Source organism: Bacillus sp. AP8 (genome assembly GCF_000321185.1).
GTDB classification, from domain to species: Bacteria; Bacillota; Bacilli; order Bacillales; family DSM-1321; genus Bacillus_AD; species Bacillus_AD massilioanorexius.
On sequence record NZ_CAPG01000093.1, the window covers coordinates 1 to 25,220 of the forward strand.

Annotated in this window: 20 protein-coding genes and 2 riboswitches; of the genes, 18 read left to right on the forward strand and 2 right to left on the reverse strand. The window is 33.6% G+C overall.

Translation table 11 applies throughout. From position 1 onward, the window contains the following. The 5 genes from BN349_RS21880 to BN349_RS21900 all read left to right on the forward strand — a co-directional run. On the forward strand, positions 1–559 hold a 559-nt coding region (locus BN349_RS21880), incomplete at its 5' end, for a DmsC/YnfH family molybdoenzyme membrane anchor subunit (RefSeq protein ID WP_019244452.1). 582 nt (positions 560–1,141) lie between these two features. Further along, positions 1,142–1,852, forward strand: coding sequence for a purine-nucleoside phosphorylase (deoD, locus tag BN349_RS21885; protein ID WP_026089436.1), 711 nt, complete (start codon positions 1,142–1,144; stop codon positions 1,850–1,852). Between the two features lie 150 nt (positions 1,853–2,002). After that, the gene (locus BN349_RS21890) at positions 2,003–3,409 is read left to right on the forward strand and encodes an MFS transporter (protein WP_019244454.1); all 1,407 of its coding nucleotides are present in this window, start codon (positions 2,003–2,005) and stop codon (positions 3,407–3,409) included. Continuing rightward, positions 3,406–4,584 (forward strand): phosphopentomutase, encoded by a 1,179-nt coding sequence (gene deoB / locus BN349_RS21895; RefSeq protein WP_019244455.1) that lies wholly within the window; start codon positions 3,406–3,408, stop codon positions 4,582–4,584. The genes BN349_RS21890 and deoB overlap by 4 nt, the downstream gene beginning before the upstream one ends. Positions 4,585–4,662: 78 nt before the next feature. Then, a complete protein-coding gene (locus tag BN349_RS21900; RefSeq protein WP_019244456.1) occupies positions 4,663–5,397 on the forward strand; it encodes a GntR family transcriptional regulator in 735 nt (244 codons plus the stop codon). 316 nt (positions 5,398–5,713) lie between these two features. Here the strand turns inward: BN349_RS21900 and BN349_RS21905 are convergent, their stop codons facing one another. Beyond that, positions 5,714–6,223, reverse strand: a complete 510-nt coding sequence (locus tag BN349_RS21905; protein WP_019244457.1) for a CarD family transcriptional regulator — start codon at positions 6,221–6,223, stop codon at positions 5,714–5,716. Between the two features lie 143 nt (positions 6,224–6,366). Here BN349_RS21905 and BN349_RS21910 point away from each other — a divergent pair, with 143 nt between their 5' ends. Further along, complete coding sequence (locus BN349_RS21910) at positions 6,367–6,795, forward strand: winged helix DNA-binding protein (RefSeq protein WP_019244458.1); 429 nt, start codon at positions 6,367–6,369, stop codon at positions 6,793–6,795. Between the two features lie 98 nt (positions 6,796–6,893). Here the strand turns inward: BN349_RS21910 and BN349_RS21915 are convergent, their stop codons facing one another. Further along, on the reverse strand, positions 6,894–7,172 hold the full coding sequence (locus tag BN349_RS21915) for a hypothetical protein (RefSeq protein ID WP_019244459.1): 279 nt from the start codon (positions 7,170–7,172) through the stop codon (positions 6,894–6,896). Positions 7,173–7,869: 697 nt separating this feature from the next. On the opposite strand from BN349_RS21915, the gene BN349_RS25155 reads away from it, so the two are divergent. The 12 genes from BN349_RS25155 to BN349_RS24580 all read left to right on the forward strand — a co-directional run bounded on the left by BN349_RS25155 (position 7,870) and on the right by BN349_RS24580 (position 24,877). Beyond that, complete coding sequence (locus BN349_RS25155) at positions 7,870–8,463, forward strand: hypothetical protein (protein ID WP_019244460.1); 594 nt, start codon at positions 7,870–7,872, stop codon at positions 8,461–8,463. A 667-nt stretch (positions 8,464–9,130) separates the two neighbouring features. Further along, entirely contained in the window at positions 9,131–10,510 is a 1,380-nt protein-coding gene (locus BN349_RS21930; RefSeq protein WP_019244461.1) for a VWA domain-containing protein, read from the forward strand. A gap of 166 nt (positions 10,511–10,676) precedes the next feature. Next, positions 10,677–12,455 (forward strand): sensor histidine kinase, encoded by a 1,779-nt coding sequence (locus BN349_RS21935; protein WP_019244462.1) that lies wholly within the window; start codon positions 10,677–10,679, stop codon positions 12,453–12,455. After that, the gene (locus BN349_RS21940) at positions 12,430–13,176 is read left to right on the forward strand and encodes a LytR/AlgR family response regulator transcription factor (RefSeq protein ID WP_019244463.1); all 747 of its coding nucleotides are present in this window, start codon (positions 12,430–12,432) and stop codon (positions 13,174–13,176) included. The genes BN349_RS21935 and BN349_RS21940 overlap by 26 nt, the downstream gene beginning before the upstream one ends. Before the next feature lie 280 nt (positions 13,177–13,456). After that, positions 13,457–15,259 carry a carbon starvation protein CstA gene (gene cstA, locus BN349_RS21945; protein WP_019244464.1) on the forward strand — a complete coding sequence of 601 codons (1,803 nt, stop codon included), beginning with the start codon at positions 13,457–13,459 and terminating at the stop codon, positions 15,257–15,259. Between the two features lie 282 nt (positions 15,260–15,541). Beyond that, positions 15,542–16,501: an AAA family ATPase gene (locus BN349_RS21950; protein WP_019244465.1), complete on the forward strand. Its 960-nt coding sequence runs from the start codon at positions 15,542–15,544 to the stop codon at positions 16,499–16,501. Beyond that, on the forward strand, positions 16,498–17,709 hold the full coding sequence (locus tag BN349_RS21955; RefSeq protein WP_019244466.1) for a DUF58 domain-containing protein: 1,212 nt from the start codon (positions 16,498–16,500) through the stop codon (positions 17,707–17,709). Before BN349_RS21950 ends, BN349_RS21955 begins: the two co-directional genes overlap by 4 nt. Further along, entirely contained in the window at positions 17,706–19,907 is a 2,202-nt protein-coding gene (locus BN349_RS21960; protein WP_019244467.1) for a transglutaminase domain-containing protein, read from the forward strand. The genes BN349_RS21955 and BN349_RS21960 overlap by 4 nt, the downstream gene beginning before the upstream one ends. A 43-nt stretch (positions 19,908–19,950) precedes the next feature. After that, positions 19,951–20,052, forward strand: a riboswitch (purine riboswitch). Between the two features lie 508 nt (positions 20,053–20,560). Then, the gene (gene guaA / locus BN349_RS21965; protein WP_187370272.1) at positions 20,561–22,096 is read left to right on the forward strand and encodes a glutamine-hydrolyzing GMP synthase; all 1,536 of its coding nucleotides are present in this window, start codon (positions 20,561–20,563) and stop codon (positions 22,094–22,096) included. A 149-nt stretch (positions 22,097–22,245) separates the two neighbouring features. After that, positions 22,246–22,884 carry a TetR/AcrR family transcriptional regulator gene (locus BN349_RS21970; protein ID WP_019244469.1) on the forward strand — a complete coding sequence of 213 codons (639 nt, stop codon included), beginning with the start codon at positions 22,246–22,248 and terminating at the stop codon, positions 22,882–22,884. An 84-nt stretch (positions 22,885–22,968) separates the two neighbouring features. After that, on the forward strand, positions 22,969–24,225 hold the full coding sequence (locus BN349_RS24575) for an MFS transporter (RefSeq protein WP_019244470.1): 1,257 nt from the start codon (positions 22,969–22,971) through the stop codon (positions 24,223–24,225). 229 nt (positions 24,226–24,454) lie between these two features. Continuing rightward, on the forward strand, positions 24,455–24,877 hold the full coding sequence (locus BN349_RS24580; protein ID WP_019244471.1) for a hypothetical protein: 423 nt from the start codon (positions 24,455–24,457) through the stop codon (positions 24,875–24,877). A gap of 193 nt (positions 24,878–25,070) precedes the next feature. Continuing rightward, a riboswitch (purine riboswitch) is annotated at positions 25,071–25,172 on the forward strand. The last annotated feature ends 48 nt before the right edge of the window (positions 25,173–25,220 follow it).

Consider the following 25,220-nt stretch of genomic DNA (forward strand, 5'->3'; position numbering starts at 1 on the left):
TTTAGCCGTTCTTACACTTGGATTATTCTTCGTTCAAAAAAGAGCAAACTCTTGGTTAATACTTGTAACAGCACTTGTTGGATTAGTAGATGTATATAGCATGGCTGCCGTTTATTCTAATACATTAGTAAACGGTTGGGATAGCGCTAATACATTTCTATCATTTTATGGAACAACCTTTACACTAGGTGCTATTTTAATGATTAGCTTAAAAGCAACTTTTATCAAAAATGCTGATGTAACAAAACAATTATTTAAAATTGGTTTTTCTATAGCAGCTGTAGGTATTGCCATACAACTTGTCGGAGCGGCATTGTTAGCAGCCTTCAATGGAGATGTAACTCTGATTTCTGGTACTGCTGCATCTGCAAGCTTAGCAGATTACCAATCCATTATTATTACTCGCTGGGTAATTGAAATCATAGGAATGGCTATTTTCGGATTCTATGCTATTTCTTCAAACAAAAAATCAATGGCTGCAGCAAGCTATGCAGCACTTGCAGCTATCCTTGTAGCTGAAGGTATGAGCAGATACGTATTTTATGTTCTAGGTGCTTAAAACAAATGCCGAGTATTCATTGGAATGCTCGGCATTATTTTTATAGAAATAACGTAGAAATGAGAACGTATCAATTATTATTTTTTCTTAGCTAGTACATCCCTGTATAGGAAAAGATCAGGAAAATTAAGTAGTCCAAATCTAATCCCTTTTGAGTGGATGTTGGCAACAGAAATGTTAGCTCTTCTCTTTCTATATTCAGGGATTTCCTGTTCCTCTATTTCCTCTATGGTTTTTCTATTTTTAAGTGAAGCAAATTCTGTTCAATCTTTCTAAATTACTCTCATCTACTACCTTTTAAAAAATTTGAATAATGCCGTATAGCACTTTATCAGCCTATCCTTTTACCTTTAAATCATCTTGTATAGCCCTAATTTTTTATTTTATAAAATTGATAAATTTATCAAGCCTAAACGAAAAAAAGCAGATAATAAGCACGTCAAATTGTTAAATAAAAGAATTTAAACCTAAAAAAGAAAACGCTTGCAATGATTTTTTTGATATGCTATATTCTACTTGTATAAAAAATATACAAGTTAAAAACAACTTGAATTTTCAATTAAAGGAGTTAACAACAAGATGATGACGACTAAAGAAACACCTCATATTAAGCCTAATGGAGTTGAAATAGCTGAGACAATTCTTTTACCAGGAGACCCTTTAAGAGCAAAGTTTATTGCGGAAAATTTTTTAGAAAATTACGAGTGTTTTAATGAAGTAAGAGGGATGCTAGGTTATACAGGTACATACAAAGGGAAGAAAATTTCTGTAATGGGTACTGGCATGGGACCAGGAAGTATGGGGATTTATTCTTGGGAATTAATCAATGTTTTTGGCGTGAAAAATTTAATCAGAATTGGTACTTGTGGCGCAATGCAAAAAGATATAGATTTATATGATGTCATTTTAGGAATGGGAGCAGCAACAGATTCTAATTATGGTCATCAATTTAATTTACCAGGTCAATTCCCATTAACAGCTTCTTTCGACCTTTTAGAAAAAGCTAAAAAAATAGCCGATGATAAAGGACAAAAAGTTCATATTGGTAATATTTTATCAAGTGAGTTATTCTATAACGCTGATTCTACAGCGATGAAAAAGTGGCAAGATGTTGGGATATTAAGTGTTGAAATGGAGTCAGTAGCATTATATTGGAATGCTATTCAAGCAGGTGTTAAGGCACTTTGTATTTTAACTGTTAGTGATCATTTAGTCACAAATGAACATGCATCAACTGAAGAGCGTCAAACAGCCTTTACGAAGATGATGGAGATCGCGCTAGAATTAGCGTAAAGGTCTATTAATCTACAAGATATTGAAACAATTATTATAGATGAGGTTATTAACTTTTAATGATGTTAATAACCTCACAATACCCCTTTTGAAAGCGCTTTTAATAAACGCTAAATATCATAAAGTATTGATGGTAGTGGAGGTCAACGTATGAATCATACAGGTGAAAGAAAAGCAGTTTTAAATATAAATAAAGTAGTTCCTGTCATATTACTTTTAATGATTTTTTCAATTGTTATTGATAATTCTTTTAAAATTATCTCTCCAGACTTAGTAGAGTACTTTGGAGTATCGGCTAGTACAGTTAGTTGGCAAGTAACATTATCAGGATTAGTGATTGGAATAGGGGCAGTTGTCTATTCTTCTCTATCCGATTCAATTAGCGTGCGAAATCTATTAGCTATAGGTATTGGTTTAATCTGTGTGGGGTCTTTACTTGGTTACGTAACGCATGAAAACTATTGGTTAATTGTATTTTCAAGAATCATTCAATCAGCTGGTTTAGGGGCCACTGAAACACTATATTTAATCTTTATCGCAAAATACGCAACAGCAGAAGAACAAAAGAAATATATGGGCTTTAGTACAAGCAGTTTCCAAATTGCAACCGTTATTGGTACATTAACTGGTGGATTCGTAGCAACTTATCTTCAATGGCAAAACTTATTTTTAATTCCTTTGCTTAGCTTACTATTACTACCTTTCATTTTGAAAAACTTACCTAAAGAAGAAAGAAAGCAAAATAACGTTGACGTTTTAGGTTTAATTTTGGTTACTGTCATTGCAACAACTATTATGCTGTATATGTCTTATTTCAATTGGATTCTGTTCATTCTCTTTATAGCAGCTGTTGTTGTGTTCTTAATCTATGTAAGCAAAAATAAAAATGCTTTTATTACAATTGAGTTTTTTAAAAACAAGCAATTTTTATTCGTATTGGTAGTAGCGTTTATTCTGAATTCAATCTATTCAGCTTACGCATTAAATACTTTCTCGTTTCTTTTAACAACTGTTTACGATATTCAATTGGATACTGTTTCATTATTGTTTATTCCGGCTTGTTTATTAGCAGCAATTGTTGGAGCTTTATCTGGTAAAATAGGAAGATATTTAAGTAGTAAACAATGTATTTACTTGGCAATTAGTTTAATTATTATTAGTATGCTACTAAGTTCACTTTTAATTGAACAATCGATTTTTGTGTTTGCTATATCTCTAATCTTGTTCTCTTGTAGTTTTGCGCTGTTATACGCACCGATGATTGATACAGGTATTAAAAATGTCCCTACTGAAAAAGCAGGTGCAGCTCTAGGTTTCTATAACTTATGTATCAACATTGCTATGTCTACAGGATTTACGTATTCAGCATTTTTAATTGATAAAAAAGACTTACAATTTGGTTTCTTAAGCTTTGTGACAGATAATCCGGTTGCTTTGAATTACAGTAGTATAGTACTTGTGATTGTAGCTATAGCAGTAGTAGCGATCGTATTATTTTGGTTTTTAGTTGGTCGCAAATTAGATAATAGTAAGTTAACTGGAGGTACATCAGAATGAAGAAATTCAAACGTGTCCATTTAATTGTTATGGATTCAGTAGGTATTGGTGAAGCAAAAGATGCGGCTCAATTTAACGATGTTGGTTCTCATACACTTCAACATATTGCGGAATATATGAACGGTTTGAATGTACCGAATCTTGCGAAATTAGGTTTATCTAATATTGAAGAAATACTTGGAGTACCTAAGTCTGATGAACCTCTAGCCTATTACACAAAATTACAAGAAAAATCAGTAGGCAAAGATACTATGACAGGGCATTGGGAAATTATGGGACTAAACATAGATAAGCCGTTTAATGTGTTTCCGAATGGTTTCCCAGCTGAATTAATTAAACAAATTGAAGAAGCAACAGGACGTAAAGTAGTGGCAAACAAACCTGCAAGTGGAACGGCCATTATCGACGAGTACGGTGAGCACCAAATGAAAACAGGTGATCTAATTGTGTATACTTCAGCTGACCCTGTTTTACAAATTGCCGCTCACGAAGACATTATTCCTCTAGAAGAGTTATATAACATTTGTGAAAAGGTTCGTGAAATTACAAAAGACCCTAAATATTTAATCGGTCGCATTATTGCAAGACCGTATATGGGAACGCCAGGAAACTTTACAAGAACAGCAAACCGTCATGACTATGCCTTAAAACCTTTTGGAAAAACAGTCATGAATAGTTTACAAGATGGTGGATTTGATGTCATTGCCATCGGAAAAATCAACGATATTTTTGATGGGGAGGGAGTAACGGAATCCATCCGTACTAAGAACAATATGGATGGAATGGATAAGTTACTTGAGGTAGTGAAGAAAGAGTTTACAGGATTAAGTTTCTTAAATTTAGTGGATTTCGATGCTTTATATGGACATCGCCGTGATCCAAAAGGTTATGGTAAAGCGTTAGAAGATTTTGATAAACGCTTGGATGAATTATTATCTATACTTCCTGAGGAAGATTTATTAATTATTACTGCTGACCACGGTAATGACCCAACTTTCTCAGGAACAGATCATACGCGAGAATTCATTCCTGTGTTAGTTTATTCAAAGCAATTTAAGAATACTTGTAAATTACCTCAAAATGATACATTTGCAGATATTGGTGCAACCATTGCTGATAATTTTGATGTGGCTATGCCTGAATATGGTGACTCCTTCTTATCATTCTTGAAGTAGTATGTTACGATAGTAAAAAACCAAAAAATATTTATTTTTGGTTTTTTATTAAATATGAAGAAAAAAGGATATGACTGAATGAATCCTAACAAAGCAGATAAATTAAAAAGACCGCTCTATATTAAAGTGTATGATGAACTGCTTCTACAGATATCAAAGAATACATATCCAGTAGGCAGCAGGCTTCCTTCTGAACCGGATTTAGCTAAAAGCTTAGGGGTTAGTCGTGTTACTTTAAGACAGGCTCTAGCACTTTTACAAGATGATGGATTGGTTAGAAATGAACGAGGGAAAGGAAATTTTGTGATTGATACGTTTTACAAACAAGACCCCGTTCAGTTAGAAAAATTAAGTAACCCAATGCATAAATGTCACATAGCCACTTTTGACCAGATAGAAACCCACTACCGCTTAGACACAGAAACTAAATATACAAAACAAGTGTTGAAAAGTGAAGTATCTACTGTTGTAGCGTTAGAACGCTTATATAGAAAAAACAATGATTTAGTAGCCTATGCTTTTACATTTATGCCGATGGAAACTGTAGAAAATTTTTCACTCGACTTGAACAATAAAGAACAAATACTGGATTTTCTTGAGAGCCAAGTATATGAGTATGCGAATCATGGTGAAATTGAAGTCAAATTTACACATACTGTTAACCTTGCGGATAGAAAGGAAAAGCTAGTTGGGCAAAATGAATGCTTTTTATTATTAGAAAATCTATATAATAATAAAGAAAATCCATTACTGATTAATAAGCTCTATATACCAAAGCAATTTGCGAAAATAAAATTAAATGTATTTAAATAAATCCATTTAACATTTCTATCTTTAGAAATAACGAAGGTTTCATCAATAAAAAAGAAGAATATCCCCCAAATATTGAGAATCTATTCTTCTCAATATTTGAGGGATATTCTATAATTCGTGAAAGATGTTCATTTTTTTACAGATATTAAACAATTCGATGGCTAGACTTCAAAATGTAGAAGCTTCTCAAAAGTAGATTAGACTTTGGAGAAGCTTCTTTTTTGTGTAGAAATACTTGAGCGTTTCTTTTTATATTATCAATTTACTAGTTTCTGCTAGATAGAGATAAAGGCATCGTTTGTATCATTGAGAACAACTATGAATTAAATTTAATATTCAGTATTTTATGGACTTCTTGGGCTATAGCTTCAAATGTAGTATTTAATGCGATAGATAATTCTTTGAATAATATATTTTGGGTTAATATCAATATTTGTTTATCACTTTCCGCTAGCTTTTTTCCATTACTTTCGTCTTCTGCTTTTTTCCGCATTAAAGTATTAATGACTTTAGAAATTTCTTTGCTAGTTCCAGTCTTTATAATATCTGTATATATCTTGTTTCGGTCATGGCTCTTTTCAATCCAAGATATACCTGGTAGTTTAAAAGATTGTAAAATTTCCTCTGCTTCATTACGATTAATAATTCCTTGCATGATTCCTAGATTCTTATTATCGACAGGGGTATTAATTGTCAATGAGTGATCTTCGATAGGATGTAAAACATAGTAAGTTCGAGTAATTCCTGAATACGTCTTTTTGCAAATATCATCTATTCGGCAAATGCCATGGGTTGAGTAGATGACTAAATCTCCAATATTATACATTTGTCATACTCCTATATGGATTATTGTCAACTAAGTTGACTATTTATAGTGTATGCCTTTAACTTCAAATTGTCAATTAAGTTGACAATGAAGAGCGGCTTTTATATAGTAAAAGACGGGAAAAATTCAAGAGGTGATAATGGTTGGATACAGAATTACAGAACTTAGATTTTATTGATGTACTAAGTGAACGTCATGTTCAACTTCGAAGAATAACGGAGAAACTATGGAATGATTCCAGTGATATTTATATATCGAATTCTGAATGGTTTATTATGGCGAGAATTTACAAAAAGCATCCAACTATATCACAGGTTTCGAAACAGGTAGATATTTCTAGACAAGCAACTCATAAACTTATCAAAAGGCTTGAAATGAAGAATTTAGTTGAGATAAAAAGCTTAGAGAATAACAAGAAAGACAAGTGTCTCCAATTAACGAAATTGGGAGAAGAGTGTTATGAGAAAAATGAATTGCTAAAGGCTACGATTGAGAAGAAAATTTCTGATCATATTGGACAAGAAAAAGTTGCAATCCTAAAAGATATGTTGAAATTAGATTGGGGCTTATAATTTTAAAAGTTGAATATGTTTATGCTAATGAGGTATTGAAATCCTTAAAAAAGCTTCTCTTTGGTAATTGGACCAAGGAGAAGCTTTTTTATTTATATTTAATGATTTTCTTCTTTTTGTAATTTATATTCATGGAATGTTTTTTTACTTACACGAAAGTTTTCTCCACAGTTTAAGCACTTCATACGTTTTCCACCATTATCTTTAAGTATCATGGCTATGCCTAAAATTAAAAAGAATAGACTGATCATCCATCCGATACTCTCAAACCAGGCTGTAGCAAAGGCTAGAGCAAACATCATCAGCGGAAGGTTTAGTAGCTTCTTTACTTTATGACTATGGCAATTTGGACATATAATAACATTTTGTTTTCTCATAAAAAATCCCCCATTATGTATTCGTATGTTTTCATTGGAAGTAGCATCCAATAAGTGATTTGTATTCATTTTCCCTTATTAACAAAGTGTAAACATGTTTAATAGTTGGAACATAATAAGGATGGTATATGGAAATAAAGAAATGATAGAGGTTCTTTTTATGTTAAAGGTAGAACCTACAATGTTTGTGGAATTGGTGTTTTGAGGTGGAGATCCTACTTGGGCTTATTTCGACAAATATATTTCTTAGGAAATATATTTGTAAAAAAGAGTAGAATTCATGTGAAAAATGTAGATAAATGAACCATCAAGATTTGTATTAAATAACTAAATATTGTTGGTTTTTGAAAATTCCCACTAGACACTGTTCTTATGTTTAAGTGATATATAGTTATTAGGCTACTCAAATAGGATAGTAGGGTTAGAACGTATGATGCCCTCTTTCGTACGTGTAGAGAGAATAACTAAGAGACTGCTCAAAGATGTGATTATATGTTTGATAAAAAGTGTATATATATTATAAGTTGGATACGTTTTATGTATAGTTTGAATAACTTATGTGCTTTTCATTACGAAATAGGTTCCTTTTTTAAGTTAACTTTCCATCATAATATTATTTTGGTATATTTTTAATAAAATAAATGATTTTATCTTGGAAGTATTCAAATAGAAAATTGCTTAGGAAGAAGGAGAGTACATGAAGGATCAAAAGGCTAAGAGAGCACTCAAAGTCGACCGCTGGATTTGGTGGATCGTGACTATTATTATTACGGCCTGGAGTGTATGGATGATTGTAGATGGAAGAAGTACAAAAGCATTCATGGGCATATTAACGATATTATCACTCGTTGCAATAGGAACTTGGCAGAGAAAGGCTCGGAATCCATTCCCATCCATTTTTGCTAGTATGACGTATGGTTTTATCTTTATATCAGTAGGCATAGGAACATTTGGTGGAGCATACAGCATTCATCACTTTGATGATTTTCTTCATCTTACATCTGGTATATGGATTGGATATGGTGCGTGGTTAATATTGCAATATATTGTTGGTAAGCAATTAGTGGAACAGTTACCGATTGCTTTCATCGGTTTGTATATTATCACTTTTGCATTAGCTGTCGCAGGCTTTTGGGAGCTACTTGAATTTGCTGGAGATAAATTATTTCATTTCACTGCGCAAGGTCGAGATCCAGACGATACGATGTTTGATATGATTGATGGCTTAATTGGTGGAACAGTTACCGCTGTTTTCTTAATGATTAAGATGAAACGTGCTGTTAAACATTGATGTTGCTTTTCGCTGCAAATGGGCGTTTTCTGTGGGAATGGTTTTAGCAGGGGCTTTTGCTCATGCTATTCCCACAGGAGTTGTCCAACTTTCGCTGCAATTAATTCCTAGTTAAAAAACAACACTGAAGTATAAGAGAGCCAAATGAAAAAAGTAGATGAACCTTATTCTATTCAATATATATTTTATTGATGGACTCCGTTAGTTCGATAGCTTGTAAGAAATAAGAGTCTCAGTTTTAAGTAGAAATGATATCTTGCTATCAAATGAATAGTGAGAACAAATGTAGGTGAATTTGATCTGACTCAATAAAGTTAGACACATAGTTTAGGCAGCTTCTAAGATCTATCATTCGATAGATCTTTTTGGTATTTATTGTAAAATGATACATAAGTAATGAAAGAACAATAAATTTGTATTCTTATATGCCTTTGGATAGATCTTTTGCTGGTTCAATATAACCTATTGAAAGAAAAAATTTTCATTTCATCTATGCGATTTTGAGAGAATTACACTATTAATTGATTCTAAAGACTTAGACAAGTTTCGGCGTGGGTTTGACGAACTATTTATATTAGTGATAAAAAATATTTGAACCAAAAAACATATTATGGAAATACATCTGGAAACAAAGGGTATTATTATCTATTTATGGAGGTATTTATTTATGCTAGAGGGCAATCGAAGAAGTAGACTTTGGATAGGAGTTGTGTCCCTACTTTTATTGGTATCTTTAACTGCTTGTGGATTAAGTGAACAAACAGATACCAATAAGGAAAAGAATGAAGCATCTCAAAAGAAAGAATCCGAAAAAAATTCTGAATCAGAAGAACAAGATTATGAAGTTGCTAGCAATATAGAAGAAATAATTAAAGAAAAAAAGGGGAAATACTCAGGGAACGCATATAATAAAGCAGTGATTCATAGAGCGTTAGATAATAAGAGTTTTCAAGATAAAGATAGCTTTCAAATATATCATTCCTTGTTACAGTTAATAAGAGAGGGAAAAAATTATCAACCATATTATACATATTTTGAAGAATTTAACCCTAGCATTGAAACAATAATAAGTGAAATGCCTGGAGGAATGAAGTTAGATGAAGATGGTGGATTAGAAGGTAATACAAATATTGCAATCCTATTAGACGCAAGTGGTAGCATGGCACAAAAGATAGGTGGTAAAACCAAAATGGATCTTGCTAAAAATGCCATTAATGAGTTTGTTGCTTCAATGCCTGAAGGCGCTAATGTTTCCTTAAGGGTTTATGGGCATAAGGGAAGTAATAGTGATAGTGATAAAAAAAGCTCATGTAACAGCACTGAAATAGTATATGATTTGAAGCCGTATAATTCATCAGTATTTACAAGCTCATTAGGGAAATTTCAGCCTACTGGTTGGACTCCAATTGCAAAAGCTATCATAGAAACAAAAGCTGATTTTGAAAAAGCAAATTTACCAGGTAAAAACATTATTTATATAGTAAGTGATGGAGTTGAAACATGTGACGGTAATCCTGCAAAGGCTGCAAAAGAGCTTCATGATTCAAATATTGAAGCAGTAGTAAATATTATTGGTTTTGATGTGGATCGTAATGGACAAAAACAATTGTTAGCCGTTGCTGAGGCTGGGGGAGGAGAATTTGAAACTGTCGATACAGCAGAAGATTTTAAACGGTTATGGAAAGAGGAAAGACAACGTTTGTGGAATGAATGGTGGGATTGGGGAAATGAGAATTGGAACAAAGTTTGGGATGAGCAAGCAAAAAAAGAAAATGAGTTACATGGTAATAAATCGGAATTTTCTAATTTAATATACGATGAAAAAAGTAGGCTAACAGAAGCTTCGTATTATCTTCAAGAAAAAGAACAAATTAGTTATGATGTTCGCTTAGAAGTAGATAGTTTAATAAATCAACGATATGAAATTTTAAATGATTATTCAAAAGAAACTTATGATGAACTAAGTCAAACTCTTAAAGCTGAAGGGAAAGAGTTAAAAGAATCCATAAAGGAAAAAGAGAAAGAAATGAAGGATAAATACAAATAGAATAGAGCGTTTGTAAAGAAAAATCGAGTGCTGAATAACTATTGTTTTGTTTAAAAATGTAATCATAAATGGAGTCTGATTTTTGTGTGTAATAACACAAAGAAGTCAGACTCCTATTTGTTGTAGTATAATCATTGTAGACATATTTAGAAATGGGGTAGCGGAAATGATTGAGCTATTGCCTTTAATGTTAGAAAGAGTGGGATTATTAGTTATTTTGGCTTTTTTACTTTCTAGATTAAAGCTGTTTCGCCAGATTATGCACAATGATCATGGGATGAAAGAAAAGATAATCTTGATTTTTATATTCGGCATTTTCGGAATTATTAGTAATTATACAGGAATTCAAATTGAACAAGGATTTATTAGCGGTCAGTCTTGGCATACCTCAGTCGATTTGGAAGGTGCCTTAGCTAATACGAGAATAATGGGAGTAGCTATAGGTGGGCTATTAGGAGGACCGATTGTTGGAATTGGAGCTGGTTTATTAGCAGGGATTCATCGTTTAACGCTTGGAGGCTTTACAGCTGTGGCTTGTGGTGTTTCCACCATTATTGCTGGTATCATAACGGGATATCTAGGAAAAAAGCTTGAAATTAAACATAGTCTTTCTTATAAACATGCTGTTATTATTGGGTTAATTATGGAAACGTTTCAAATGGGCTTTATCTTATTAGTAGCCAAACCATTTGAATCGGCTCTCCACTTAGTCGAAATTATTGCGATTCCTATGATCCTTATTAATGGGTTTGGGACACTCATTTTTATGATCATTATTAAATCTATGATGGTTGAAGAAGAAAAAACAAAGGCATTGCAAACACATAAGGCTCTTCATATTGCCCAAGCAACTCTTCCGTATTTTCGTAAAGGATTGAATGAACAGTCATGTCAAAAGGTTGCTGAAATTATTTGGAATGCAACAAAAGCAGATGCGATTGCTATTACGAATAAAGAAGAGGTGTTAGCTCATATCGGTGCCGGAGCAGATCATCACATAAGAAAACAAAATATTTGGACAAAATTAACAAAAAGAGTGATTGAGGAAGGTCGTATATTAACAGCAAAAAGGCGAGAGGAGATTGGTTGTTATAACCCTAATTGTCCGCTTCATGCAGCGATTGTTTTACCTTTGCAGGCCCATAATCAAACAGTAGGTTCGCTCAAACTGTATTTTACAAATCCTGATCGGCTTACGAGTGTAGAGCAGGAATTAGCTGAAGGTTTAAGTAAATTATTCTCTACTCAATTAGAGCTGGCTGAAGCGGAATCACAGCGAAAACTATTAAAAGATGCTGAAATTAAAGCTCTACAAGCGCAAGTACATCCTCATTTCTTATTTAATAGTATCAATACAATATCTAGTTTAGTTCGGTCAGATGCTGATCAAGCAAGAATGTTACTAATAAAATTAAGCACGTTTTTTCGAAGCAATTTGCATGGAGCGCGTTCGATGTTGATTCCACTTGAAAAGGAGCTTGAGCACGTAGAAGCATACTTAGCGATTGAAAAGGCTAGATTTCCAGATAAATATACGATTTGTTTAGATATAGATCCTTTATTAAAGGATGTATTAATTCCGCCTTTTACACTTCAGCCATTAGTAGAGAATGCTGTTCAGCATGCTTTTACGAGGTCTAAGAAAGGTGAGGTGAAAGTTCGTGTAGTTACAGAATGTGAGCAAGTGATTTTAATTACAGAGGATAATGGCATAGGGATTAACGATGAGAATCTTATGAAGTTAGGCAATCAAACGGTTGATTCTAAAAAAGGAACTGGCTCAGCGTTATGGAATATCAAGCAAAGAATTATAGAAATATATGGAGATGAAGCTTCTTTTGAGATTACTAGTACGATTGGAATTGGTACAAAAGTTGAAATTCATCTTCCTTTTAAGCAAAGCAGATGGGAGGAAGAAGATGTTAAGAGCGTTTATAGTGGATGATGAGCCATTAGCAAGAGATGAACTTGCCTATCTATTAAAGCGAAGCAGAGAAGTGGATATTGTTGGTGAGGCTGATCATATTGAAGATGTTCTAGAACAAGTGATTGAACAAGATATTGATGTTTTGTTTTTAGATATTGAGCTTGCAGGAGGAAATGGTCTCGAATTAGCTGAACGATTACGAGAACATACGGATGTCCCTGAAATTGTGTTTGCTACAGCCTATGATGAGTATGCTCTAAAAGCCTTTGAATTAAGTGCCTTTGATTATATATTAAAGCCCTTTGAAGAAAACCGTGTGAAACAAACGATTGTTAAGCTTAAACACAAAATGAATGATAAAAAAAGTCGTACACAAGAGTTCGTTCAAGTTCTAAATCAGAAAAAGGAAATTAAAGATAAGCTCGCTATTAATCTAGATGATCGTATTGTGTTAGTAAATATGAAAGATATCGTTTATTGTACAACTGAAGAAGGTAATACGATTATTACTACATTATCTGAAAGATTTGCAGCAACGGAGTCACTAGTAACGTTTGAAAGAAAACTACAAGATACAAGTATTATCCGTGTACATCGCTCCTATCTTGTAAATACTGAATATATTAAAGAAATACAACCATGGTTTAACTCAACTTACAATCTTATTATGCAGGAGGGGACATCTATTCCTGTAAGTAGAACATATACAAAGGAGTTAAGAGCTAAAATTGGCTTATAACTATAAAAAACAATGTTCCTACTAATAATAGAGTATGTCTAGTTATCATGCTTAGGACATTTGGTTGACTTCTCATGGTTTCGCGTCTTTTTGCAACTCATCCAGAATATTTAGGTCTTTAACCAGCGAAATAAGTGTATATACTTTGTTGTTTCGTTGAATTTCATGCCAGCTATTTTGCATTTCAACTCGGATTTTTGACATTTTAAAATGAAAACCTACGTTTATAACATACGTAGGTTATTATTTTACTATTAACAAGCGGAGGGGTTGAAAAGTAATGAATGCGATTACAATTGTTATAGGAGCTATCTGTATTTTAATGATTGCATATCGTTTATACGGTACGTTTATTGCGGTAAAGGTGTTAAAGCTTGATGATTCAGTTCCAACACCTGCTCATGAGTTAGAAGATGGAAAAGATTATGTTCCAACAAATAAATGGGTAACATTTGGACATCATTTTGCGGCGATTGCAGCAGCAGGACCACTTGTAGGTCCAATTTTAGCGGCGCAATTTGGTTATTTGCCAGGGTTACTATGGCTATTAATTGGAGCTGTAATTGGTGGAGCGGTTCATGACGCAGTAGTATTATTTGCTTCGATGAAAAAGAAAGGGAAATCTCTTTCTGAAGTTGCAAAAGAAGAGTTAGGACCTGTTGCGGGCTTCTGTACGGGACTTGCAATGTTGTTTATTATTACAATTACAATGGCTGGACTTTCAATGGTTGTACTAAATGCATTACAAAACAACCCATGGGGAACGTTTGCAGTAGCGATTACAATCCCTATTGCTATGTTAGTTGGAATTGCTTATAAAATGACAGGAAAATTGGGTATAACATCAACTATTGGATTTATTCTACTAATGGTAGGTGTTTTCTTAGGACCAAAAATTCAAGGAACAGCTCTTGGAGATTTATTAACACTTGATTATAAAACATTAGCTATTATTTTACCTATTTATGCTTTTTTCGCAGCAGCATTACCAGTATGGTTACTGCTTGCACCACGTGATTATTTAAGTAGTTTTATGAAAATTGGTGTGTTTATTGCACTTATTGTAGGGGTATTCTTTGTTAATCCAGTTATTCAAATGCCTGCTTTTACTGATTTTATAAATGGTGGAGGGCCAATTAATGCGGGTCCAGTATGGCCGTTTGTTTCTATTACAATTGCCTGTGGAGCCATTTCTGGTTTCCATGCTTTTGTTGGATCAGGTACTACGCCTAAAATGTTGGATAAATGGAGCGACATTAAGGTTGTTGGTTTTGGAGCGATGCTTGTAGAATGTTTAGTAGGAATTATGGCATTGATTGCTGCTACAGCGTTACATCCAGCAGATTATTTTGCAATTAACTCTACACCTGAAGTATTCAAAACATTAGGTATGACAGTAGATAATTTACCGGAATTAAGTAAAGAAATTGGAATGGATTTAGAAGGAAGAACAGGTGGAGCCGTAACGCTTGCTGTTGGTATGACGTATATATTTACGGGGATTAAATGGTTTAGTCATTTAGCGTCGTACTTCTATCAATTCGTTATTATGTTTGAAGCAGTATTTATTTTAACAGCGATTGACGCTGGAACTCGTGTTGCTCGTTACTTAATTCAAGATTTCTTAGGTGATGTGTATAAGCCATTGAAAAAGACGGATTGGATACCTGGATCAATCTTCGCTAGTGCTCTAGCATGTTTTATGTGGGGATATTTGTTGTTTTCAGGAGATATTAGCTCGGTTTGGGCATTATTCGGTGTTTCCAATCAGCTCATGGCTTCAATCGGTTTAATCATTGGAGCAACTATTATTTTGAAAATTGCTGATAAGCGTTGGTATATGCTTACTTGCTTAGTTCCACTTGCTTACTTATATGTAACGGTTAACTATGCCGGCTATTGGATGATTAAACATGTATATTGGAACAAAGCAGCGGCAGGATATAACTTCTTAAATGGAACGTTATCCGTTATCATGCTGGTGCTTGGACTAATAATCATGATTGCGGCTATTAAAAAATGGTCAGAATTATGGAAAAATCCACAGATAGGAATGGATACAAAAAGAGTACCAACCGTTTAATAGATAATGAATTTCATAGATTTATCGAATAGAACCCGCAGAGGAATTGTTTCTGTGGGTTCTATTTTTATAGAGAGATGTAAAAGACTAAATTCGCTTACAAATGTCAAAATTATTAGAAAACAATTCAGCCCCAGATGTTATGATGTTCTTACATAAGATATTCAGTGAATGATGATGTTTTTTGTTATTTGTTCGAATTTTTTGTCAATAATTTGTCAAAAGATGCTATTATGGAAATACATTTACAAAAAATGAAAATATATCAATTCGGAGGTACAGATGGTATACGAACAGAAAAATCCTATAATTGAACAAATCTTAAATAATATAGATCGTGTCATCATTGGAAAAAGAAATATATCGGAGTTAAGTATTGTGGCTTTATTAGCGGAAGGGCATGTTTTACTAGAAGATGTGCCTGGAGTGGGGAAAACAATGATGGTACGAGCTCTTGCTACTTCTATTAATGCAAGCTTTAAAAGAATTCAATTTACACCAGATTTATTACCTTCAGATGTAACGGGTACATCTATTTATAATCCGAAAGAGCAAGAATTTAATTTTCGCCCTGGGCCGATAATGGGAAATATTATTTTGGCAGATGAAATAAATCGTACATCTCCGAAAACACAATCCGCTTTACTAGAGGGAATGGAAGAAGCAAGTGTAACTGTTGATGGAGTAACTAGAAAGCTAGAGCAACCATTTTTTGTTATGGCTACACAAAATCCTATAGAACATGAAGGGACTTATCCATTACCTGAAGCACAGTTAGATCGTTTTTTATTAAAAATGGGAATGGGGTATCCTCAAGTTGTTGAGGAAATTGATATTTTAAATGGTGTTCAATATAATCAACCGATTGAACAACTGCAGCCTGTTATTCAAGTCGAAGAGATTCGACGCTTACAAGAAGAAGTACGTAATGTGCATGTTGATTATGCCATTAAAGAATATATTGTGAGAATTTCTAATGAAACAAGAACAGACCCATCTGTTTACCTGGGAGCTAGTCCACGTGGATCCATTGCTTTAATGAAAGCGGGACAGGCCTATGCTTTTATTCAAGGTAGAGATTATGTCATACCAGATGATATTCAGTATTTAGTTCCATATGTATTTTCTCACCGTATTATTTTAAAACCGGAAGCTCGATATAGTGGCGTTACACCTGAAGAGATTATAACAAAGCTATTAATTAGAATTCCTGTTCCTGTTCAAAGGACTGTGAAGAAATGATAAAAAAATTTCGTTTTTTTTCATCACCTCTGATGAAGATGGTGATGTTGATCTTATTAATAGTTATTTTATTTGTGTTTTCTATGTTTCAGGGTGGGTTTGTAAGCTGGTTTTTATTTTATAGTTTTCTACCTTTTGTAGTGTATGCCGTTCTATTAAAGTTATATCCATTAAAGAATATTGAAGTGAGTCGTCGTTTTAATCGAAAGGAATATAAGATGGGAGATTCTATCATAGTTGAAATTAAGATAAAGTTTCCTAGGTTTTTTCCATTATTATATGTAGTTGTTGAAGATTTTATGGATGAGAGATTGCGGATTCAAGCTTATGACTATAATCGAAGAATGATATTTCCTCTTTTTCAAAAAGAAGTGAATTTTACTTATACCATTCCTGAAACGGTTCGAGGAGAGCATAATTTTAAAGCAGTTTCATTTAAAACAGGAGATTTACTGGGGTTATATGAAAAGTCTGTTAGCATTGAATGTCATAATCGCATTCTAGTGTTTCCAAGTTATCAAAAAATCAATTATCAACAATTAGAAGCTTTTTATGAACAAGGACAGCTCGCCTCAGCGGTGAAAAATCATAGTGAAACATCCATTGTTTCTGGTGTACGAGATTATACAGCTGGTGATCGATTATCTTGGATACATTGGAAAGCGACCGCTAAAAAAAATGAAATTATGACAAAAGAATTTGAAGAGCGAAAAAGCCAAGATGTCTTAATTGTTTTAGACCAATCTCCTTCAGATTTATTTGAAGAAATGGTTTGTTTAGCAGCTTCTTTAGCTCATAGCATATTGTACAAGGGAGTAGGAGTTGCATTCGTTGGAACAGCTAATTTAAATCAAGCAACTTTTGTGGGTAGAGGTGAACAGCAACGAGTTAAAATTTTTTATTCGTTAGCCAAAATAGAAGATGTTGGAGAAAAGTCTATAGAAGACTATTTGTATGTTGGCAAACAGAATATACCAGCTAACACCTCCTATATTCTCATTACATCACAATTTAATAAATCGGTGTTGTCTTCTGTAAGTGTTATGAAAGGAAATACGAAAGCTACGGTATTTGTCATGGAGGACAGCTCGACTAACCAAAAATGGGACCAGTCTGTTAAAACTGAAGCAATGATGAAAGGTATTCGTTGTCGCTTTATTCAATCTGGCAAATGGAAAAGCGAAATGGGGGAGGGGCTAAATAAATGAGCAGGTTTTGGTCTAATCGCTTTTCTTTATTGTGCTTTTATATATTAGGATTTTTGCTTTTATGTGAATGGTTAAGGCCGTTAAAAGTAATTGTTGAAATTCAAAACATCTCGGTTTTTATCCTATTTGTCGGAGTAGCGATGATTTTATATGCGTTTGGTATAAGGTTTTTGTGGAAAGCTGTTATTTTATTTGCTTTTATTTTTATTTCAATCCATTACCTCTATTATGATGTTGTTTCTATTTTTGATTTTCAATGGATTCGTCAATTTATAGAAGAGTGTATTTACAGTATAGGCGTGTTGTTTGAACAAGAATGGATGTCTATCACTAATAGCATAAGAACAATCTTGTTTTATTTGTTCTTATGGATTTTAGTATATTTACTTTTTTATTGGATTTCGATAAAGAAAAGCATATTTTTGTTTTATGTGATTAGTGTTATGTTTATTAGCATTTTAGATACATTTTCGAACTATGATGGAGATTGGGCTATCATCCGTATGTTTGTCATTGGTTTTATGTTAATTGGGAGCTTGACAGTAGAACGTCTTCTTCAAAAAGAAAGACTTTCTATTAGTTTCAAACAATACAGTCGATGGATTGTTCCATTATTAATTATGATTACAGTTAGTGGAGTATTTGCTTATTTGATGCCTAAGCCAGAAGAACAATGGCCCGATCCTGTACCTTTCCTTATCTCCTATTCAGATAAATTCGCTGATAAGTCAACAACAGCGAAGGTAGGTTACGGAGTAGATGATTCGAAATTAGGAGGGGGTTTTGAAGAAGATAACACCTTGGTCTTTACGGCTACAACGGAATCCAAACACTATTGGAAAGTCGAGAATAAAAATTATTATACGGGCTTGGGATGGGAACAAACGGCAGAGTTTTTTAATGAAAATGTGATCAATAACGATACTATTCCGCTCGATACTTATTCTATGATTGATGAGAGTATAAAAAAGAAAAAAGACATAGTTAAAGTTGAAATTCCTTATAGTCATATCTCGTATCCAACCCCAATTGATAGCTTGGATATTATCAATCCATCAGAAAATAACAAGGCTTTATATAAATATAATTATACATCGAACAAAATTAAGAGTGTTGATGCAGAAGGAGTGGACGTAGAGCTTGATGAATTCGAACTTGATTATCGAGTTCCAACCTTTCAAGTGGAAGATCTAAAAAAAATACAGAATCAGGACGATTCTTATTGGACTGAAGATCTTCAACTGCCTCCTTATTTACCAGATAGAATAAGGGAACTAACAGTAAGCCTTACGCAGGATAAAGATAATAGATACGATAAGGTTAAAGCGGTAGAAAATTATTTTGATCGCCCGGAATTTGAATATGACCGTATTGATATCCCTTATCCTGAAGATGGTCAAGATTTTGTAGATCAATTTTTATTTGAGACAAAGAGAGGGTATTGTGATCATTTTTCCACTTCCATGGTCATCATGCTACGTACAATAGGTATACCAGCTCGATGGGCTAAAGGATATACAGAAGGAGAGTATGCTTCATCTGAAAAAAGTCGTAAAGTTTATAAGGTTACGAATAACAATGCTCATTCATGGGTGGAGGTGTTTTTTGAAGGAGTAGGCTGGGTTCCTTTTGAACCAACAAAAGGATTCACAAATAATGCTCGCTTTGAATTCAAACCAACTACCACTTCTTCTGGAACGGATAGTAAAAAGAATTCGGATACACCAAAAAAGCCTACGCAAACACCTAATAAACAAAAGGAATTGGAAGAGCAGCAAAGCTCTGGAAAAGCTCCTATTACGATAACTCATGTAAAGAATAAGGTCATTCAAAATTGGAAAAAAAATGCAGGTACTCTCGCGGGGGTACTTGCGTTTGTGGGGCTCTTATATTTAATAAGAGGTAAATGGCTTCCGTATGTTTGGATTTGGTACTTTAAGAGACATTCATCAAAAGATACGTTCATTAAGGCTTATCATGTGTTAAATAAACAGCTTAAAAGAATGGGCTTGAAAAAACATAAAGGTCAAACGCTCCGAGAGTTTGCAAATTATGTAGATGAGCATTTCAATAATGATGATATGAGCCAATTAACAAAGCATTATGAAAAAGTAATCTATGGAAATGCGGATGCTTTAGAGAGTTGGAGTGGAGCGAAAGAATTATGGGAGAAAGTTATGAAAAAAACAATAACTTGACCTCTATTTTAATCAGTTGTTACAATAGGTTTTGATTTACATTTAAATTTAATATTATTTCCTGCGTATATCCTCGATAATATGGTTCGAAAGTTTCTACCGGGTTGCCGTAAATAACCTGACTATGAAGGAAGTGAGTAGCTTTGTGTTGCTTGCTTCTTAGAGGAACGATTGGAAATAGAACTAGATTACTGCCTTATGCGATGATTTATGGTAGATTCTAGTTCTTTCTTTATACTATCAGAATTTAGGATAGTGTATGCCATTTGGCATCAAAGAACCGGATGTTTTTTGGAGGCGCAAATCTAGATGAGTTATGCTTTGTTCTGATGCTTATTCTATACTTTTGTCGTTCTAACAAGTGAATGCGGCTATAACTTGTTATTGCTATTCTGCAAATGATAAGATAAGAACAATATTTCTTAGTTGTTTACCGTTTTATATAAATAGAAGATTATTGAACTTAGACGGCTGTCTAGCTTCAGAGCCTTAGTCTTGAAAGGTCATAAGTTCATCCGGTCAATGAATAACTTTTTTGCCGGTTAGTCTTATACTATTTGGTGCTACATAAGGCACTTGCACTTTCCTTTATATAAGCGGTTTTGAATTATAAATTATTAGTAGAGGTGACGTTTGTGTCAGGGAAAACAGAAATGCAAAATCAAGAAATCATAGTAGTACTTGATTTTGGTAGTCAGTACAATCAGCTTATCACAAGACGTATTAGAGAATTTGGTGTGTATTCGGAATTGCATCCTCATACAATCACTTTGGAAGAACTTCAAGAAATGAATCCAAAAGGAATCATTTTATCTGGTGGACCAAACAGTGTTTATGATGAAAACTCATTCCGCTGTGATGAACGTATTTTCGACATGGGAATTCCAGTATTCGGGATTTGTTACGGAATGCAATTAATGACAACGCATTTTGGTGGAAAAGTAGAGAAAGCAGATCACAGTGAGTACGGTAAAGCAGAAATCAATATTAAAAATGCTTCTTCTCTTTATAAAGAATTACCAACTGACCAAATTGTATGGATGAGCCATGGAGATCTTGTAACGGCTACACCTGAAGGATTCACTATTGATACAACAAGTGCATCATGTCCAATCGCTGGTATGAGTAATGAAGAACGCCAATTATATGCTGTTCAATTCCATCCAGAAGTACAACATTCAGAGTACGGTAATGATATTTTGAAAAACTTTGCATTCAATGTATGTGGATGTAAAGGCGATTGGTCTATGCACAACTTCATTGAAATGGAAGTTGAAAAAATTCGTGAAATAGTTGGAGATAAACAAGTTCTATGTGCATTAAGTGGTGGCGTAGATTCTTCTGTCGTAGCTGTCTTAATTCACAAAGCAATCGGCGATCAATTAACATGTATTTTCGTTGATCATGGTCTTCTTCGTAAAGGTGAAGCAGAAGGCGTTATGAAAACATTCACTGAGCAATTCCATATGAATGTTATTAAAGTTGATGCAAAAGATCGTTTCATGTCTAAGCTTAAAGGTGTTTCGGATCCTGAGCAAAAACGTAAAATCATCGGTAACGAATTCATCTATGTGTTCGATGATGAAGCAGCTAAATTAGAAGGTATTGACTTCTTAGCTCAAGGTACTTTATACACGGATATTATTGAAAGTGGTACAGCAACTGCACAAACAATCAAATCTCACCATAATGTAGGTGGACTTCCTGAAGATATGCAGTTTAAGTTAATTGAGCCATTAAATACATTATTCAAAGACGAAGTTCGTGCTTTAGGTACAGAGCTAGGTATGTCTGATGAAGTAGTATGGCGTCAGCCTTTCCCAGGACCAGGTCTTGGAATTCGTGTACTTGGAGAAGTGACAGAAGAGAAATTAGAAATCGTTCGTGAATCTGATTTCATCCTTCGCGATGAAATCAAAAAAGCGGGCTTAGAGCGCGACATCTGGCAATACTTTACAGTACTACCTGACATCCGTAGCGTTGGTGTAATGGGAGATGCTCGTACGTACGATTACACAATCGGTATCCGTGCTGTTACTTCAATCGATGGAATGACATCTGACTGGGCACGTATCCCTTGGGATGTTCTTCAAAAGATCTCAGTACGTATCGTAAACGAAGTAGCACACATCAACCGCGTTGTGTATGATATTACTTCTAAGCCACCTGCTACTATTGAGTGGGAATAAAATAATTTATCAACCTCGGAAACCTAATTGATAAAGGGTTTTCGAGGTTTTTATTTTTTGTTGGCCTATTTAGTGGAGATGTGATTGACTTATAGATTGTAAAATGATATTCTCCATACATACCATTGGTATGTATGGAGGCAAAAATTATGGCTCGAAATAAGCATCCCGAGAAAACAATTGAACAAATTCTTTCGATTTCATATCGATTGTTTTTGGAAAAGGGTTATGAACAAACAACGATCCAAGATATTATTAATGAATTAGGCATGAGTAAGGGTGCGATTTATCATCATTTTAAATCAAAGGAAGAAATCTTACATGCAATTGGTGATAGGGGCTTCAATGAACGAAATTCGTTTCAAAAGTTCAAAAATGCCGAGCGTTTAAATGGGTTAGAAAAACTCAAAAAAATCATTTGTGCTGAATTTGAAGCTTTTGAAAAGCAACAGTTTGATAAAATGGCTATATCTTTAGCGGAAAATCCAAAATTCGTTAGTACTTTACTTCATGGTACGATGAAATACGGTGTTCCAATCTTTCAAGATTTAATCGAAGAAGGCAAAAAAGATGGGTCTATCAACGTAGAAGATAGCAAAAGTGCAAGTGAAGTGATTTTGTTATTAAATAATGTTTGGCTTAGTCCGATGATTGCTCAAGTAAGTGAAGAAGATTTAGAACGTAAAATAGTATTCCTAAAACATCTTACGGAACAGATGGGAATACCGTTTATGGATGAAGAAGTTTTGCATGCAATGCATAGTTATTTAAAAAGTGTATTCAAATAATGAACTGCCTTTTTGGGAAGGCAGTATATTATTTGAATTATACATACCGCTAGTCGGTTTGTTTTTAAAAAAGGAGTGATACAAATGAAAAGTAAGTTATTTCATAAAGATTTTACATTAATGATTATTGGTCAGATTATATCTTTGTTTGGAAACTCTATTTTACGATTTTCTTTATCATTATATGTATTAGACGTGACAGGATCGGCTACTGCGTTTGGAAGCATTCTGGCTTTATCGATGATACCAACGATTTTATTATCGCCTGTTGGAGGAGTGATAGCTGATCGCTTTAATCGAAGAAATATTATGGTTTGTTTAGATGCATTTACTTCATTAGTGTGTATTTTGTTTCTTTTTCAATTAAATAATAGCAATATTGTTTTCTTAATTGCTGTTGTAATGGTTGTATTATCAGTCATTCAATCGATGTATCAACCTTCTGTTCAAGCAAGTGTTCCCGTCTTAGTAGATGGTGAGTATTTGTTACAAGCAAATGGAGTTGTAGTGCAGGTAAATGCTTTAGCGAATTTTATAGGACCTATTTTAGGAGGAATATTGTACGGATTTTTTGGCTTAAAAGTAATTGTAATAGTTGGAGCAGTTGCATTTTTTCTTTCGGCGCTGATTGAAGTATTTATCCATATTCCTTTGACAAAGCAAGAATCAAAAGGAAATGCGATTGAAACAGCAATTACAGATTTAAAACAAGCTCTCTTTTTTATTGGTAAGGATAACCCGATATTATTTAAGGTTTTATTAGTAGTCGCTGCTATTAATCTTTTTTTTTCTACAATGCTTATGATTGGCTTACCTTATATTATTAAAGTACAACTTGGTTTAAGCTCTCAATTATATGGAATAGCAGAAAGCATCCTAGCTATCGGATCAATTGGTGCGGGGCTCGCGATAGGTTTTGTATCAAAAAAATACAGCATCCATAACTCTTATGTATTTATTCTAATAGGAAGTCTGGTGTTGTTACCAATAGCACTTGTAACAAGTATAGAGATACAGCCAATGATTGCTTATGTAATAATTTGTTTATGTACTTTTTTATGCTTGGCATCAGTGGGGATTTTCACTATTTTTGCTCAAATGTTTATCCAAACTGAAACACCGAATGTAATGTTAGGAAAAGTTAGTGCATTTGTTTCAACGATTGTTATGTGTTCATATCCTATAGGGCAGGCGTTATATGGACTGATGTTTGATCGATTCTCAGATAAAGTATATTTCATCGTATTGTTTGCGATTATTGTGGAATTAGTTTTAGGGTATCTTACAAAACAGTACCTCATTAAATTGAAAACGAAGCCGTTAAATGTAGTGAATGAATAATGTAGTAGATCATCTTGCAATTGTTAAGTTGATAAAAAGGTGTACGACTGTAAAAATCTAGACTCTTCATTAGAAGGTCTAGATTTTTTTGTTTGAACTTAGGAGTTAGTCTAATCTTTACTCTGCAATTCTTTCTTTCAAGATGTTTTCTTCTAAACAAAATACGTTTAGCAATGAATGGAAGAGTGTAATAAGAAAATATCACTTGAATGAAGGAAGGTTATTGGTTATGACGAAAAAAGCGCTGAAGCGAGTTATAATAATTTTGTTTTTCTTTACTGGAATAGGTGCGATGGCTGGAGGATTTGGTTTCATTGTAGATCCTTCTGGGAAGACGTTAGGCATGTCGACTGAGATTTTACCGAGTGAGGTTTTCTTTGATTTTCTCATACCAGGTCTATTCTTATTCATTGTTATTGGAATAGGGCATATTTTAGTTACCATTCTATTTTTAATATCACGTTCACTTGGAGTTTGGAAGTACTTATTTTTAATGGGATTTATATTGGGGATTTGGATTATTATACAGATTTTAATGATTGGCTATTTATCCGTACTACAACCAATCTATTTGTTGGTAGCCTTAGTTGAAATGTTTTTGGCTTCGAAATGGCATAAAGCTGCCGATAATGTCATGTATGTATTGAAATGAAAGGTGAAATAGATGGTAATAATCGCTATTTAAAAATAGAGAAAACTATACTGTTAGCTAAATATGGAAAATAATGTGTCGTTTTCATGAAAAAAAGAGTAGAAAGCGAACTTTAAAACTATCAGAAAAAATAATGTTCGTCTTTTTTCTTGACTTTTATATTTTGTGTTGTTAATATGATTACAGAAATTATATTTAACTTAATATTGTTAGTCGTATATTCTTGGGGATATGGCCCAAAAGTTTCTACCAAGCTGCCATGAACGGCTTGACTACGATGAAATGATTACCTTTTTTAACTGTAACAAGTATTATGCAACTTGTGTGAAAAGGGTAGTTTCTT